Below are 16,039 nucleotides of genomic sequence, written 5' to 3'. Positions count from 1 at the left end.
CAAGTCAAACTGAGACGGTCTGTTCCTTCTGGGTCGGCTGGTTGATCCAGGCCTGGTCGGGCAGTTTCGGTGCGCGCGGCCGGCGGTTGAACCGGTCCGGGTGGGCGGCGTGGGCCGCGTCGAGGGCGCGTTGGCGTTGCTCACGGATTTGCTCGGCGGTGCCGTAGTGCACCGACGCCGAAGTGTGCCAGCCGATCCCGGAATGCCGATGCTCGTGATTGTAGGCGGTGAAGAAGGCGTCACAGAAGGCTCTCGCGTCAGCGAGGGATCCGAACCTATCCGGGAAGTCCGGCACGTATTTCATCGTCTTGAACTGAGCTTCGGAGTACGGGTTGTCGTTCGAGGTCCGAGGCCGGGAATGCGAACGTAGGACTCCGAGGTCGACGAGCATTTCCGATACCGGCTTCGACACCATGGCGCCGCCACGGTCGGCGTGGATGGTGTGCGGCTCGATCCCGTTACGGCTGATCGCGTCGGCCAGGAAGTCACGGGCCACGATCGCGTCCTCACCGGCGGCGACGAGCCAGCCGGTGACGTAACGTGAGTAGATGTCAATAACGACGTAACATCTGTACCAGACGCCTTTGACGGGTCCTTTCAACGCGGTGATGTCCCAGGACCACACCCAGGGCCCCGGCAAAGTCGTTAGATGATGCCGAGTAGTGCCAGGGGGCGGGTGCTGTCGCGGGCGTGGTGTCGGTTGGCGGCGGCGATGTTGGTGACGCCGGCGGTGCGGAGCGCGCTGATGGCGGTGTTGCGTAGGACGGCCATGACTTGGGGTCCGGTGCCGGTACGGATTTGGGAGCGGTCTTCGTCGTAGGTGACGTCGCGGACCCAGTGGACGGCGTTTTCGATGGACCAGTGGCCGCGGATCCAGGTGGCGAGTTGTTCGGGTTTTGCCTGGTGGACGTGTAGGTCGGTGATGGCGTAGACGGTCTCGGTGGTGAAGCGTCTCGGTTGGTCGAGGCGGCGTCTGCGGCGGCGGATCTGCAGGGCCTGGGCAGCGTTCGGGAACGCGATGCCGGTGGAGACCGAGAGGATCTTCAGGGTGCGGATTTCTCGACGGCCGTGCCCGCGATCGTCATGGCGGGTGGCGTCCGGGACCTGCCGCCAGGGCAGGTCGGCGAGCTGTTTGTGCAGGTGAGGTTGGTTGCCTTTGACTGTCAGGATCCAGTGGGCGCCGCGTTTGGCGAGGTAGGTTACGTGATCGCGCTGGCAGTGCAGAGCGTCGACGGTGATCACCGTGTTGGTCAGGTCGCCGATCTGGTCGAGCAGGGGCTCGAACCGGGTGATCTCGTTCGTTTTGCCGTCGACGTCGGTGCTGGCCAGCACGACGCCGGTGTTCTGATCGCAGGCGGCCAGGACGTGCTGGGCCGTGCTGTCGGCGGTGCGTGATCCTCGCAGGGTTTTGCCGTCGACGGCGATCGCCTGCCGGTTCACTGGGGTGCTGGCCGGGGCTCTGCCGGCGAGCCAGGTGCCGATGGCGGTGGTGAGCAGGTCTGGGTCCAGGGCCTGCAACAGTCGGCGGATCATGGCCTCGGACGGTCGTCGGTCCGGGGCGATACCGACGGCCAGGACGGTCGTGTCCGGAACGTCGGCGATCCACTCGGCGATGGCGGTGTAGGAGCGGTAGCCGGCCACCACGGCGCATACCGCCGCGGTCACCACGACCGTCAGCGGGTGCCGTACGCCTCGCCGGGCACGCGGATCGGGCACATCGGCGAGTGCTGCGGGCAGCCCGCCCGCGGTTTCGGGCACGGTCAGAGCCGGTGCGCGGGACAGGGACGAGATCAGCGATGATGGCAGCGCGGGCATGACTCACTTCGGATAGATCATCGTGGCGTAGGAACCTTGATGATCTTCTGAACCGTCATGCCCGTCTTGCTGCCACCAACTGCGGCGCTTCTACTCCAAGCGATCCAAGTCGGGCACCATCACGACTTTGCCGGGGCCCTGGGACCACACCTGACCGGGCCCGGTCGCGACCAGCTCTGGACGCACCCGGGGTGGATGAGTCGCCAGCCGGCGTCGTTCCCGGCTCTGCCCGGCCGCCCGGGCGATGCGATACATCGTGGACATCGAGCAGTGGTACCTGCCCGCATCGAGTTCCCGGGCCCAGACCTGCGGGATCGCCAGGTCGGCGTATACCGGCGAGTTCAACACCGCCAGCACCCGGTCACGTTCGGCCGTGCTGAGCGCTTGCGGCGGCGGGGTCCGCGGCAGCCACGGCCCGTGCCGCGGTCCGACCGGCTTCGCCCGCCGATAGTAGGTCGCCCGCGAGGTCCCAGTCAGCGCGCACGCCCGCTGCACCGAGATATCCGCGTCGCGCAACTCGCCGAACACGGCGGTCAGGATCTCTTCGGCGGGCTGTCGTCGTCCGCGCTCTCGGAGAGTTCTTCCAAGAGCGCGTGCGCTTTTCCCATAATATCCAACGCCATACGGGTCTTCTTCAGATCCGCCTGCAGTTTCTCGTTCTGCCGGCGCAGCTTCTCCAATTCGATCTGTTCCGCGGACTTCTTCACTCGCGCCCCGGCCACAGTCGTGGCGGCGTCCGTTTTCTCGGCGCCTCCGTTGCCGAGTTGCCCGGCGTCGCGGGCTCGCGTCCATTCAATGATGTGCGATGAGTACAAGCCCTCCCGGCGCAGGATCGCGCCTTTCTCCCCGTTCGCGGCGCTCTCGTACTCGGCGACCATCGCGAGCTTGTACTCCGGGCTGAAAACCCGCCGCGACGGCTTCGGCGCCGGATCAGCCCCGCCACCGGACGCCGACTCCTTGCCAGATGAAGTGGACACGTACACAAGGATCTCCGATCCCCGCCCTCAGGTCAGCACCCCACTCACACGGGGTGTCTCACACCATCTTGACCAAGTGGGCCCCGCCCCGTACCGCTACACACCCTCGTACGAGTGGCCGGCTCCCGCTGGAGCATCGAGGAACTGTTCCAGACCGGCAAGGGCCAGGTCGGACTGGACCACTACCAGGTCCGCGGCTGGACCGGCTGGCACCGGTTCATCACCCTCGCAATGCTCGCCCTGGCCGTCCTGACCACCCTCGCCGCCACCGTCCGACAGCCCGACCCCGACCCGCAGGTCATCGCGTTGACCGTCGCCGAGATCCGCCGACTCCTCAACGCCCTCGTCCTCACCCATCCACTCCCACCAGCACACACCATGCACTGGTCCATCTGGCGACGAACATCCCAAGCCCGAGCCCGACGATCCCACTACCAGCGCAGACAGGCGAACTGACGTTGGAGTACTAATCTCCTTGCCGCTCCTTGCGGACGGCGATTAGCGTCATGGACGCACCTCCTGTGCGAAGACCGGGGCTACTTCTTTTTGGGTAAAGACCTGTCGCCTCGGTCGTTCGGTTCTCGGAGGGGCACGTACGGGGCGCGCTGGCGGCCAGCCTGTGCGCAGGGTGGGGTTACTTCCAATTAATGAGGCGGTTGCGAGTTCGAGTCTCGCCGATCTGACCTCGGTCAGGCGTAGCTCAAGTGGTAGAGCTCCTCCGGAGCAACATGTCACCTCGCCCGCCTGGTTCTCGGCTGGCTCCCAGTGCGCCCCCGTACGACGCCTCTCCGCTGCGAAGGAAAGGGGCGTTCCCATGGCGAAGTTCAACACCACCGCGACAACGACCGCTGTCGGCCGCGGCCCGATCACCGCGTCGCCGACCGCCGACATCCGTACCCACGAAGGCGCGCCCGGCCACAGCCGTGACCTGAAGTCCGAACTTTTCCTGCTCGCGGTGGCAAACTTCGTCAGCGAGGACACCTTCTACGAGCAGGCCGGCGACCGGGACAACCGGTACGCCACCCTCGTCCGCCAGGTCGCCGTCACCGACGTCGAGTGGCTGACCGGGTTCGTCCGCTGGCTGCGCCGCGACGCGAACATGCGGTCGGCGCCGCTGGTCGCCGCCGCCGAGGCGGTCAAGGCCCGGCTCGACGCCGGCCTGCACGGCGCCAACCGGCCCCTGGTCGACGCCGCCCTGAACCGGGCCGACGAGCCCGGCGAGTTCCTGGCCTACTGGCGGTCCCGGTTCGGCCGCCGGGTGCCGGGTCCGGTCAAGAACGGGCTCGCCGACGCTGTACGGCGCCTGTACAACGACCGGTCGATGCTGAAGTACGACACCGACAGCAAGGGCTACCGGTTCGCCGACGTCATCGACACCGTCCACCCGACACCGGCCACCGACCGGCAGTCGGCGCTGTTCCGGCACGCCCTCGACCGGCGCCACGACCACGTCGACGCCATCCCCGACGAGCTGACGGTCATCCGCCGGCGGGCCGAACTGTGGGCGCTGCCGGTCGAGCAGCGTCGGGCCGTACTCGACGACCCGCAGCGGCTCGCCGACGCCGGCATGACGTGGGAGGCGCTCGCGGGCTGGCTCGACGGCCCCATGGACCGGCGGGCGTGGGAGGCGATGATTCCGTCGATGGGTGTCATGGCAGTGAGCCGCAACCTGCGCAACTTCGACGAGGCCGGCGTCAGCGACGAGGTGGCGGCACGGATCGCCGCCCGGTTCGCCGACCCCGCCGAGGTCGCCCGCTCGCGGATGTTCCCGTTCCGGTGGCTGTCCGCGTACGAGCAGGCGCCGTCGCTGCGGTGGGGGCACGCCCTCGACCAGGCGCTCCAGGCATCGCTGGCCAACCTGCCGGCGCTACCCGGCCGCTCGCTGGTGCTCGTCGACACGTCGGCCTCGATGACCAACCGGGCGATCTCGGCGAAGTCGAAGGTCACGCCGCTGAAGGCCGCCGCCGTGTTCGGGGTGGCGCTGGCGGCCAAGGGCGAACAGGTGCACCTGTACGGCTTCGCCGACGGTGTGTTTCGGCACGAGGTCCGCAAGGGCGCGTCGGTGCTCCGCGAGGTCGACGCGTTCTGTCGCCGGGTCGGCGAGGTCGGTCACGGTACGCAGATCGCCGCCTCGCTGCAGGCCACGTACAAGCGGCACGACCGGGTGTTCCTGATCTCGGACATGCAGACGATGGACGGCTTGTACGGCCGGGGTGTCGGTGAGCAGGTGCCAGCGACCGTACCGCTGTACGGGTTCAACCTGAACGGATACAAGGCGGCGGCGTTCGCGGCCGGCAGCCCGAACCGGCTCGAGTTCGGTGGCCTGACCGACGCGACGTTCCGCATGATCCCGCTGATCGAGGCCGGCCGGGACGAGTCCTGGCCCTGGCTGGCGCGATAGCCGAGGTGGCGCCCTCCCTGGAGGGCGCCACCTCGCCTGCGGTCAGGCTGCCCGCCACCGGAGTTTCGGATCCTCCGCCGTCTTCTTGCACTGCATGAGCTTGCCGGTCTTGGTCTTCCCCATCGCGCCGGCCGTCTTGCAGAACGCGCCGGGATGGACACCCTGCTGGACACTGTCGGTCGGCTTGGTCGTACGGGGTGCGGCGGTCGTCCGCTTCGGCTGCGGCGTCGTCTTCGTCGGCCGTGGCGTGGTCTGGGTCGGACGGGGTGTCGTCTTCACCTGGCCGGCTGCCGTGGTCGGTGCGGCCGTCGTCGGAGTGGCGCCGGCCGGGGCGGACGTGCCGTCCGTCGGGGTGGAGGAAGCGGCATCCGCCGCTGTCGGGGAGTCGGCCGGAGCCGCCGGTGCGCTGGTGCTGGCCGAAGCGAGCGGTTTCGGATCGTCGCCGGAATCGAGGGCGGCGCCGACCGCTCCGATACCGCAACAACTGATCAGAAGGACGCCGAAGGTGATGCCGATGATGCCGGCGACGCCGAGCCGCCTCCGGCGCGGCGGTGGGCTTCCGTACATCGCGGGCTGAACGGGCGGCATGGGCTGGGTGTGGTGGGGGTACGGGGGCCGCTGCTGCCCCCACGGCTGGTTCGTCATCAGTGGCTACGGCGCGGGACCGACCGACGGTGGCCGGCTGAGAGCGCCGCTCCCCCTTTCTTGAAGACGTGCGGAACCGCGGGCGCGGCCGAATCCCCTGGTCCAGATAGGAGCGGGCCGCCCGCCGAAGTGTGTCGTGGTGATGACGACTTCGTTACCGGCCGGGCGGCTGATGTCGATGGTTTGATCGGCGACTCAGCGTCCGCTTACCGGCGGGTACGTCGGAAACACGATCGAGCAGACACGAAAGGGGACCGGAACGGGGCCACGGAAATCGTCCGCGACCTCTACCCTGCGCCGGCGGAAACCAGACGCGCCGTCTGGGCTGAGATCGCGGTTGCCGCCTGACCACGGCTGCTGGAAGGCATACCCGCGTAGAAGGACGACTGCGACTCCGTCGGGCGGACCGGTCGATGTAGAGCTTCGGCCAGTTGCCTTCCTCTGGAAGCCCACTAGCCTCGACCCGCAACGGACGGCGTTGGGATGGAATCAAATGCAACGGGGTCACTGGCGAGAGGACAACGGGGCACAGGTACCCCGGGCCGAGGCATGGAAAATCTGGGCCGACCATGCCTACCCGCTACTGGCGAAGGTGGCCGGTACCTACCAGGGCTTGATCGTGTACGGCGATCTCGCGGAAGAAGTCCAGCGGGCATCCGGCATCCGCACTTCGGCCCCCTTCCGCCACTGGATCGGCAGAGTCCTCTACCTCGTCGTGCTGGAAGGGCACCGGCGCCGCGAGCCGCCGCTGACGGCTTTGGTGGTCCACCGTCAGGACGGCATGGTCGGCGAGGGCTACAAGTCCGTGCTCGAAGTTGCCGGCGAGCCCCCGATCGTGAACGACCTCGAGCGCGAGTATCACGCCGCCGCTGCCCGTCTCGACTGCTACCGGCACTTCGGCGCCGTGCTACCTCCTGATGGCGGTTCGTCGGCGCTTGCTCCCGCATTGCAGGAACGCGTCAACCGGCGGCGTACTCCAGCTCCGACGGCTCGCCCGTCGTGCCGGAACTGCTTTGTGCAACTTCCCCTGACGGGTGTCTGCGACTCCTGCAGTTGACCGCCTGCCGGAAGCGATGGTGCGTATCGAGCGGCAATGCGCCAAGAAGACCGGCCCGAGGGCTTAACGGAGCAGGCGGTTACGGGCCGCCGCCAAGGTCTCGCTTCCCACGCCCACCGTGGCCAGATAGTCCGCGATCCCGCCGTAGCGACGATCGAGGTGCGCCAGCGTCTCACGCATCGTGCCCTCGAGGGACGAGTCCGATCGGGCGTAGTCCCGGGCTGTCACGGCGGCGTCCACCCCTGCCGCCGTCAGCAGCAGCGCCACCAGCACCCCGGTCCGATCCTTACCGGCCCGGCAATGGACGAGAACACCACCAGGCGGCGCTTCGGCCACAGCCCGGAAGGCAGCGCCGATCCGCTCCTGATTGTGGTCGAGCATCGGGCCGTACGAATCCGGTGGCGGGGTGTAGGTCAGTACATCGTTCAGCAGCGGCATGTGCCGGTAGATCTCGTCTTCGGCAAACGGGCTGGGGTGCGTCCGGCACTCCTTCGCCCAACGCAGGTCCACTATGCGGCTTACCATGCGACTGCCGCGAATTGCCCGGATTGCCGCCGGCGGGAGCTGGTTGTGACAACCTGAGCGGAGCAGGGCACCGGCTTGGATCTCGCCGCCGTCAACGGTGGGAAGACCGCCAAGATCACGGAAGTTGATGAATTCCGACCAGTCCAACGCCGTGATCTCCCCGCCCCAAGAACCACTTACCGCCGGCAAGGGCGTCGCTCCGCCCCATGACCCATCGATCATGCCAAGCGTCCTTCGGTTTTGTGACGTGTCCCCGGCAGGATTCGAACCTGCGACACACGGTTACCGAACGTCACGGCGTCCAGCTTGTCATCGCCGGCCAAAATCCGGCATTCAGCTGCGGATATGCCACCAAGCGATGGTGATCGCTTGTCGCTGTCTGTCAAGGCTTGGATGCCGTTTTCGGGGGTAAACGGGGGCACTGATCCGTAGTTCGGTATCGGCATCCGGTGCCGGGTCGGCGCGGGACGCTGTCGCCTGCCGTCCCGCCGGGGTGCTCCACGCGACTGCGACAACGCAACCTCTGTCGATCGGCTCCTGACAGCAAAGCCGCCTTCACGATTGCGTAGACCGACGGCGGGAGGCCGGACAGCGTACGACCTCCCGCAAGATGGACATTTTGGATCATCTTGCCGCTGATTCCAACGGCGACAGTTGCTCAGGGCTCGTTGGCCGGACTCGAAAACGGTCACCCGCGAGATGAACGTGCCCGTGCGGGTCGCTTTCCACCGCCATCCAAGAGTTGCAATTTTTCTGCCGCCGTGACTACAGGCGAGAGGTAAGAGCCTTGGCCAGGGGCAGAACTTGTTGCGAGTTGACTATCGAGCAGGCTTCTATCGGGTCACTCCCGGCGGCCAAGGCTCTCGCCCTGCGCGCTGCCCTGGAAGTCAAACCTAAGTCGACATCCTGACTTGATTCACTTAACGAATCTGGGAACGATTACAGTTGATGGACATTCCGCTTCGACATTACGGGGCGACAATGGGCGCCTTCAGGGAGTTTGTCTAATTTCTCGATCCACCCCGGGAAAGGGCCAAATTTGTCCGAGAAAAGCCTGGTCAAGGTGTACAGCGCCCGCGATTACCTGCACACCACGATGCTCCGGCACCAGGGCGTGACGGTGGCGTTCGCGATGGACAAGGACCGACGCATTCATTACTCCGTCCTGAATTTCGATCCGGGTGCCGGGCGAGGTGAACTCGACGCGGCATACTGGCACGACGACCCGGCTGAGCTTCGCTTTCCCAGCGAGATCACGCAGGTGGGGTACGCGATGGCCGGGGCCACTCGACTGCCGACGGTAAGGCGTGGGGGGCGGGTCGAGGCCAGCGCCAAGGATGTCCTCGCCGCGAAGGAGATTGATCCGTTCCTGTCGAGCACGGCTCGACTCACCGCAGCGGCGCCGTTCCGGGTGGTGTCCGACGGCACCCATCTTGTGGTGTTCCGGCAATCCATCGACGCCGGGCACGCCGACGCGGTGTGGAAGCTCACCAAGGGTGGCTCCAGCGCCGCTGCTGACGGGGACTTCGTGAAGCCTAACGGCGCAAAGGTGCCGCTGGTGGACAGCACCCTGCTGTGTGACCGGTTCGTGCTGGTCGGCACGGAGCTGAAGCCGGTCATGGAGGTCCGCTACCAGCGCAGTGGGCACCGCACGTGGCCGGCGTCGGCGAAGGACACCCCGGGCACGAAGGACATGCAGGGGCGTCCGTTCTACGAGCCGACTCAGGAGTTGACGTTCGTCCGGGACCTTACCGGCGGCGCGTTCAGCGTGTTGCTGCTCCCCACCGAGGTGCAGGGCAGCCGACGCTGGCAGATCTTCGCGGTCAACAGCCGGACGAAGCGGATCGATTCGTTCAACGTCGCGCAGGCGAGCAGCGGGCTGTTCGACACCCAGGGCGCCAGGCACCGTCCCACCTCTGGCTCCGCCGGGACCGCCCTGCAATTCGACGGTACGGGCAGCTACGTCGATCTGGGCAACCCGGCCGCGCTTCAGCTCGCCGGGAAGACGTACACGCTGGAGGCGTGGATCAATCCGGCGGCGCACAACGGAACCATCCTGGCCAAGTTCGACCAAGGCGTGCAGGGCGACTTCATCTTCGCTGTCGAGGCAGCCGGGCACCTCGCGCTGTCGCAGCTCGGCTCGCCGTCGACGGTGCAGTCGACCCGACCAGTGGCCATCGGCCGGTACACACACGTCGCCGCGGTCGTCGAAGCTGGCCAGGTTCGGCTCTACCTCGACGGCGAACCCGCCGGTGAGGGAAGCCTCGGGGCCACTCCCGGCCTCGCCACGAAGGTGCTCATCGGCGCTCAACTCCGCAACGGTCAACCCGGCGACTTCTTCTCCGGGGAGATCGACGAGATCCGCATCTGGAGCCGGGCTCGCAGCAAGAAGGAGCTGGCCGATGAGCGTGGTCGCCGGCTTGTCGGCGACGAGCCCGGGCTGCTCGCCTACTACCGATTCGACGAGGGTAACGGCACGAAGCTGCACGATCAGACCGGCAACGGGCGGGATGGCGCGCTCGTCGGTGGGCCGGCCTGGGTCACCTCCAAGGCACCGGTCGACGAGCACTCCGGCCTGCACCGCAGCAGCTTCGCCTTCACCGGCCGCGACGTGGTCTCCGGTCCTGCCGCGACCCTCTACTCGCAGCAGGAGAACATCGCGCCCCCGAGCGGCCCGCGCTCGCTGGTGAAGCGGCAGGCCCGGGTGCTGCTCGCCGTGGCCACAGCCGACTCCGCGCCAGGGGGCACGGCAGCCAGGCCCCATGTCGCCACGCTCGACCTCGCCGTCGGCCGCGACGGCCGCCTGGCCCAAGCGCCGGACCAGATCACCCTGCCGGTGCTGAACCAGCCCCAGTCCGCCGCTGATCCCGACCGGATCAGCGCACTGGAACAGTTGATCGCCGCCTTGAAGAACCAGATCAAGGCGGACGAGGCGCTGGTCGCGAACCCGGGCACCGACCCGGCGACCGTCGCCGGCTGGGATCGGGATCTGGTGACCGCCAGGGCCGAATTTGCCCGGCTGGAGGCGGAGCGGGATCTCCCGACCAGCTGGGTCCACCGCATACAAAACCTGCAGGAGAACCTCTACGTCAAGTGGTCGACGAAGCCCAGCAGCGTGGATAATCGGGTGCACTCCACGAAGGACCAGAGCGATCCCAGAACCTTGTGGAAGCTGACACATGTAAATTCCATGTACGGCTCTGGCTCCTACTACAACATTAGAGCTTTCATTCCGTCCTCGATGGCACCCGACGCTGACGGCGAGCAGAACGTCCCCGCCATGCTCAGCAGAGGCCCAACCGGCTACGTCCGGTTGATCGCCGCAGGCGAAGCTCCTGCCACTGGCACAGTGATGTTCGATCCTCAAGGCATCAGCGGTAGCGGAACTGGCCGCATCCTGGCCCCGGTCGATAATGGGGCCCGGCATCTGCTCGTCGCGTTCCGCAAGTTGACCGGCACGGACTACGACCGGTACGGCGGCACCTATGCTCTTGTCGAACAGACGCCCGGAGCGAACGCCGACCAGTTCCGGTGGGAGAAGGTCAAGCCGCTACCGGAGTTCGAGGCGGACCTGAACGCGGCGAGGCTTCGCCGTGACGACCTCGTCACGAAGCTGGACCGGGAACGTACCAGGCAGGCGCTGATCACCGAGGCCGAGGGCCGGCTGCGGGCCGCGCGGGTCGAGTTGGCCGCCAAGGAAGGCGAACTCTCCCGGCTCACCGGAGGCCTGGCGGGCACCGGGACCGTGTCGCTGGCCATGCCGCACCTGCACACCGACCGCGCCGGGCTCAGCGTCACGGGAGCGTTGCTCGGGTTCGGGTGGACCCTGGACACGCCGTTCCTGCTGGACAGCACCATCGGGCAGGTCTCGTTGTACTTCCGCGGGGGTGACGGCCAGTTCTTCGCCACGTACTACGACACCGAGGTGTCCCGGGCGGAGAAACGGCTCGCCGTGGGAACGCGGCGAGTCCGATTCGTCAGCCGCGATCCGCTGATCGACCTGGCCGGCACCACCATCGAGGTGAGCGACGGACAACTGGCGCAACTGTGCACCGTCACGATCCGCAACAGCTCAAGCTCCGAGACCTTCAACTCGGTGCCCCGTCAGGTCGAACGGTTCGCCGATGTCCTCAACGGCCGAGGCATGGCCGAGCCTTGGCATCTCGGCAAGGTGGCCGAGATCAGAGACGCCGGCAAGACCGTACGACTCACCGAGCCGCTCACCACGCGCGTGCCGGCCGGTGCCATCATCACCGTGGCCGGCACGGCGGTCCTGGTCCGGTTGGACGCCCAGCGGGGCACCGACACGCTGACCGTGGTCGGCGGCGCCGGCACCGCCACACCGGGCGAACCGGTAACCGGGATGCTCTACCACTACGACCTGGCGACCTCCAGCCGGCCCGGCGCCTGGCTGACCGCCGGGTCACAGGTCGTCCGGGTGGAGACGGACGAAACCACCGGCAACGTCCCGAACGGATCCGCGACCGACCTGGTGGCAGGGCGCGGCTCACAGTGGCACGGGGCGATCCCCGGCCGGGCGTTCCGCTTCGACGCCAAGACGCACCGGCTGGTCCTACCGGACGATCGGCTCGCGCAGGTGGGTACCGCCGGGAACGTCACCGTCGAGGCGTGGGTTCTGCCGGATGCCCTGCCGGGCCCCGGCCGGGTGCTGAACGCCCACACCCAGTCGGGTCGGTACCTGCTCGGCCTGGACCCGGCGCCACTGAAGTCGGCGCTGGCCCTCAACGGCGTCAACGACAAGGTGGACTGCGGACCGGTGGGCCTGGTCGGCACCGACTTCACCATCGAGTTCTGGGCCAAGCGAGAGCGTGCCGGCCGCGACGACTTCGTGGTTTCACACGGTTCCACCACTCAGACCGTCAATAGTGCACTCCATGTGGGCTTCCGCACCGACAACACGTTCACCCTGGCCTTCTGGGGTAACGACCTGAACACCACGGCCACCTACGACGACCTGGAGTGGCACCACTGGGCAGCGGTGTTCAACCGGGCCACCAACGAGCAGCTCCTCTATCGCGACGGCGCCGAGGTGGGTCGGCGCTCCGTCACCACCCCGTACGCGGGCGTCGGCGACCTTCGGCTCGGATTCTCACCCGCGAACGGCTCCTGGGCCAACGTCCGGCTGGACGAGGTGCGGGTCTGGGGCCGGGTGCGTACCCTCTCGGAGCTGGTCGTGGAGCGCGGTCACCGGCTGACCGGCCGGGAGCCGGGGCTGCTCGGCTACTGGAGCTTCACCGGAGCGAACACCACCGACCTGTCCGGCAACGGCCACGACGGCGCGGTCACCGGTACCCCGGCCGTGACCGAGTCACCGCTTCCGGGCTATCAGATCACCGCGGGCAAGGGCGACACCCTAGTCCGCAGCCGGGATGCCTTCCCGTGCCGGGAATGGGCTCACCTGGCCGCCACGATGGAACAGTCCTGGGCGGTCTCCCTCGACGGCCGGGGGCACCTCGACGCCGGCAGTGACGGCGCCCTCGACGTCACCGGCGAACTCACCGTTGAGGTGTTCGTCATGCTCGACCGGCTCGGCTGGGCGCACGGCCTGGTTGGCTACGGAGTGCCTGACGACGGCGCCGGTGGATGCGCACCCTACCACCTCTGGGTGCGCCCTGACGGCAAGCTCGAGTTCCGCTTCGAGGAGCCAGGGCACAAATCCTTCACGTACGTGTCGACCACGGCGCTGCGCGCGGCCACCTTCCACCGGGTGGCGGTGGTCCGCAAGGCCAGCCCGCCGTCCGAGCCGGACCGGTGGCATGACATATCGTTCTTCATCGACGGTGCGCCCGCTGGCACGCACCGTTACCGGGGAGAGGGACCGAAGGGTAGTGCCGGCCCGCTGGAGTTCGGGCGCGTCCGGGTCGGCTCGCTCACGCTCCCACTACGGGGTGTTCTCGCCGAGGTGCGGTTGTGGCGGGTCGCCCGCGCCCCGGACCAGGTGTGCCGCCCAGTCGGGCCGCGCGAACGGGGCCTGGTCGGCTGGTGGCGGATGGAGGAGAACGCCGGCAACGTCGCGGGCGACGCCACAGGCTCCCATCCGGCCCGGCTACGGGGGGCCGGATGGACCAAGAACCCCGACCCGCAGGGCAGCCCGATCCGGCTCTACCGCAACGGCACCCCCGTGCTCACGACACCGGTCACCATGGCGGCCAACCAGATGCTCGTCTACTACGGCTACAACACCTACCAGTTTGCGCTGGGCGGGGCTTCCGTCAACAACAACCCGATACATCCCTATTCGGGTGTCCTGGAAGAAGTGCGCGTGTGGCGGGGAGTGCGTACCCAGGAACAAATCCTGGACAACGCCTTCGGCCGGATCAAGGGCGACCTGGCGGACCTCATCGCGTGTTACCCGTTCGACGCCGACTCCACCAGCGCCGGCGCGAGCGAGGTTCACGACGCCGGGCCCGCCGGCAACCACCTGCTCCTGCCTGCGAATCAGCGCCCGCAGGTCGTCCTCTCCACCGCACCGGTCTCCACCGACGCCGCCATCGTGCGCCCGGCGCCGGCCAGCGTACGGACCCGCTTCCATGCCTTGACCGACAGCACGCCCTCGGCCAGCGAGTACGCCGACGCGCAGGTCGACGCCCGGGGGGTCCCCAACGGCGTCATGAAACGCTGTTACAGCTACCTGCGCGGCCGTGCCTGGTACCTCGTCACGGGGTACAAGGTGGGCAGCCTGGTCAGCGAATGGGTCGGTCAGGCACAGTACGACCCGCAGATCGTCGGGTACATCGAGGGCGCCCCACCGGTCCCCGCCGAGAACCTGACCAACCCGTCAACCGATCGCGCGCCGGGTCAGTTCAACAACGCGTCCACGGTGGAGTTCAAACAGGCCGACGAAGTCAGCCGCAGCCACGGCACCGACACCGAGAACAGCCGCACCGCGGGCTTCGCGGCGACCCGCTCCCTCGGCGCCGAAGCCGACATCAATACCGTCATCGCACCACTCGGCGCCGGTATCACCGTCCCAATCGACGTAGCGGCAACCCTGGAACGCAAGACCAGCTACGACTTCACGAACACGTCGAGCCGACAAAGCGAGGTCTCCCGAGGGGAGACCACCACCCGCCGGTTGAAGGTGGGGCTGCGCGGCCGGTGGGAGGACCCCGGCCAGGTGGTGAACGCCGCGACCGGTCCGCGGTACCTGCCAGCGAACACCGGATTCGCGGTGGTGCGCTCGTCCACCGCCGACATCTTCGCGCTGCGGCTGAGTCAGACCGGCGCCCTGGTGTCGTACCACGTCACGCCGAGTCCGGATATTCCAGAAGACTGGAACATCATCTCGTTCCCGATCAACCCTCGATACACCAAGCAGGGCACGCTCGACGGCGCCGTCGGCGCCACAGCCCACGGCAAGGTACTCGACCCGGACTATCCGCAGGCCCGGGACCACGGCGAGTACAGCTACTTCAAACCCCGCGAGACGTACGCCCTGATCCGGCGAATCCAGCACGAGCGGCAACAGCTGCGGAGCTTCTTCGAGGCGCTCTCCACCGAGCCGCCTGATTTCAAGCCGATGCTGGGGCAGGCCGCGCTGCACACCCTCAAGCAGGTTGGCACCGAGGCAGCCGGGTTCGTGGCGGGCGCCCTTGTTCCCGGGTTGGGTGCCATCGGCGGGATCGCCGCCATGCTGGGCACCGGAGGGCACGGGATGATCAATCCCACACTCGGCGAACTCTCGCTGCCCGGCGCCAAGGCGCTGGTCGACGGCTTCTCCCGACGTAACCTAGTCAACACCTACGTCTGGACGGCGGAGGGCGGATTCTTCGCCGAGACCACCGAGACCACCGATGCCGTCACCGAGGCCACCGCGGGCAGCTTCCAGGTAACCAAGAGCGAGAACACCGGGATGTCGCTGTCGGCGTCAACCATGGGCGTGAGCGTCGGCCTTGGTCTGGACCTGAGCGGCGGCATCGGCTACACCTCGACCCGGAGCAAGAAGAGGGAGTCGAAGACCACCTTCTCCCTCGATGTGACCTGCGAGCCGGGCAGCGATCTCCAGCGGTACAAGGACGGGAAACCGGTCCTCGGCGGCGACGGCAAACCGGAGCTGCTGCCCGGAAAGGTCGACGCCTACCGGTTCGTTACGTTCTATCTTGACGCCACAAGCGAGAACTTCGAGGAGTTCTACCGCACCATCGTCGATCCGATCTGGCTGGAGCAGAGCCCCGACCGCAACGCGGTCGCGCTGCGCCAAGCCCGCCAGGCAGCGAAGAAGCCACCGTGCTGGCGCATCATGCACCGGGTCACCTACATCAGCCGAGTGCTCCAGCCGATCCCGACGGACACCACACCACCGCTCGAGAAGGTGATGCGGGCGCAACACATCGACAGCAACTACGAGTTGATCAGGAAGCTCGAACCGTACGTGCGGGACGCCACCACCAGCGTCAGCCGCCTGGCCGAGGCGACCCGCGATGCCCTGGACCGCCATCTGCCCGAACTGTCGCCACACGCACCCGAGATCGCCGAGTACCTGGCTCTCTACTACGGCGTGGATCGGTAACGCCCCGTGGGGCGATCCAGGAGCCCTGGATCGCCCCACGCCGTTCTTATGCGTTGAATTTGTCAACACCTCGGAAACATCCCGCCCGC

9 protein-coding genes and 1 pseudogene are annotated in these 16,039 nt (G+C 67.5%); 4 read left to right on the top strand and 6 right to left on the bottom strand.

Going from position 1 to position 16,039, the window contains the following annotated elements:
- Positions 1 to 4 precede the first annotated feature (4 nt).
- The 4 genes from QCD66_RS02765 to QCD66_RS02750 form a co-directional block, all read right to left on the bottom strand.
- Positions 5 to 640, bottom strand: a complete 636-nt coding sequence (locus QCD66_RS02765) for a transposase (RefSeq protein ID WP_407566991.1) — start codon at positions 638 to 640, stop codon at positions 5 to 7.
- 5 nt (positions 641 to 645) lie between these two features.
- A complete protein-coding gene (locus QCD66_RS02760) occupies positions 646 to 1,758 on the bottom strand; it encodes an ISAs1 family transposase (RefSeq protein WP_407566990.1) in 1,113 nt (370 codons plus the stop codon).
- 147 nt (positions 1,759 to 1,905) lie between these two features.
- Entirely contained in the window at positions 1,906 to 2,343 is a 438-nt protein-coding gene (locus tag QCD66_RS02755) for a hypothetical protein (RefSeq protein WP_407566989.1), read from the bottom strand.
- 5 nt (positions 2,344 to 2,348) lie between these two features.
- Positions 2,349 to 2,792, bottom strand: coding sequence for a hypothetical protein (locus QCD66_RS02750; protein WP_407566786.1), 444 nt, complete (start codon positions 2,790 to 2,792; stop codon positions 2,349 to 2,351).
- A gap of 102 nt (positions 2,793 to 2,894) precedes the next feature.
- On the opposite strand from QCD66_RS02750, the pseudogene QCD66_RS02745 reads away from it, so the two are divergent.
- Positions 2,895 to 3,248: pseudogene (locus QCD66_RS02745) on the top strand (IS701 family transposase); the annotation flags it as partial.
- Positions 3,249 to 3,606: 358 nt separating this feature from the next.
- On the top strand, positions 3,607 to 5,193 hold the full coding sequence (locus QCD66_RS02740) for a TROVE domain-containing protein (RefSeq protein ID WP_375736736.1): 1,587 nt from the start codon (positions 3,607 to 3,609) through the stop codon (positions 5,191 to 5,193).
- Positions 5,194 to 5,235: 42 nt separating this feature from the next.
- Here the strand turns inward: QCD66_RS02740 and QCD66_RS02735 are convergent, their stop codons facing one another.
- On the bottom strand, positions 5,236 to 5,838 hold the full coding sequence (locus tag QCD66_RS02735) for a hypothetical protein (protein WP_407566988.1): 603 nt from the start codon (positions 5,836 to 5,838) through the stop codon (positions 5,236 to 5,238).
- A gap of 592 nt (positions 5,839 to 6,430) precedes the next feature.
- Here QCD66_RS02735 and QCD66_RS02730 point away from each other — a divergent pair.
- The gene (locus QCD66_RS02730) at positions 6,431 to 6,895 is read left to right on the top strand and encodes a hypothetical protein (protein WP_375736734.1); all 465 of its coding nucleotides are present in this window, start codon (positions 6,431 to 6,433) and stop codon (positions 6,893 to 6,895) included.
- Positions 6,896 to 6,958: 63 nt separating this feature from the next.
- Here QCD66_RS02730 and QCD66_RS02725 read toward each other — a convergent pair whose 3' ends face one another.
- Positions 6,959 to 7,567: a tyrosine-protein phosphatase gene (locus QCD66_RS02725; RefSeq protein WP_375736733.1), complete on the bottom strand. Its 609-nt coding sequence runs from the start codon at positions 7,565 to 7,567 to the stop codon at positions 6,959 to 6,961.
- 892 nt (positions 7,568 to 8,459) lie between these two features.
- On the opposite strand from QCD66_RS02725, the gene QCD66_RS02720 reads away from it, so the two are divergent.
- Positions 8,460 to 15,950 (top strand): LamG-like jellyroll fold domain-containing protein, encoded by a 7,491-nt coding sequence (locus QCD66_RS02720; protein ID WP_375736732.1) that lies wholly within the window; start codon positions 8,460 to 8,462, stop codon positions 15,948 to 15,950.
- The last annotated feature ends 89 nt before the right edge of the window (positions 15,951 to 16,039 follow it).

Origin of the sequence: Polymorphospora sp. A560 (assembly GCF_045781765.1) — a bacterium.
In the GTDB taxonomy this organism is placed as follows: domain Bacteria; phylum Actinomycetota; class Actinomycetes; order Mycobacteriales; family Micromonosporaceae; genus Polymorphospora; species Polymorphospora lycopeni.
Note: the sequence above shows the minus strand (reverse complement) of the source record. Positions and strands in the feature narration are given on the sequence as shown.